The sequence below is a fragment of the Gracilibacillus saliphilus genome (genome assembly GCF_010994085.1).
Classification (GTDB): Bacteria; Bacillota; Bacilli; order Bacillales; family Amphibacillaceae; genus Gracilibacillus; species Gracilibacillus lacisalsi.
In genome coordinates, this window is record NZ_WJEB01000061.1 from 1 (window position 1) to 263 (window position 263).

At 48.3% G+C, this 263-nt stretch carries 1 protein-coding gene; it reads right to left on the bottom strand.

Annotated elements, in window-relative coordinates:
• A partial coding sequence (locus GHT08_RS22335; protein WP_238343650.1) for a hypothetical protein occupies positions 1-263 on the bottom strand: 263 nt, incomplete at both ends.

Sequence of the window (263 nt, forward strand, 5' to 3'; positions counted from 1 at the left end):
ATCCCCAACATTATCCCCAAACCGATAAATCTGCTCATCTACTAATCTCACATTCCCCGCACCATTCATCGCCGGCTGCATGGTCTGCGGAAAAGGATTAAAACGGTTCAGTCTGTTCGCAAACTCTTGGACTGCTCTTAGCTGCTCCGCGGATAGTTCTTTCACTTGTTGTTTCGTGGTTTTTAGGGTATTGCTAGACAGTTCGCTCAGCTTTTTCATTTTGGCAGAAGCGGTGCCAGCTTTGACTCCTTGCGCGGCGGAAA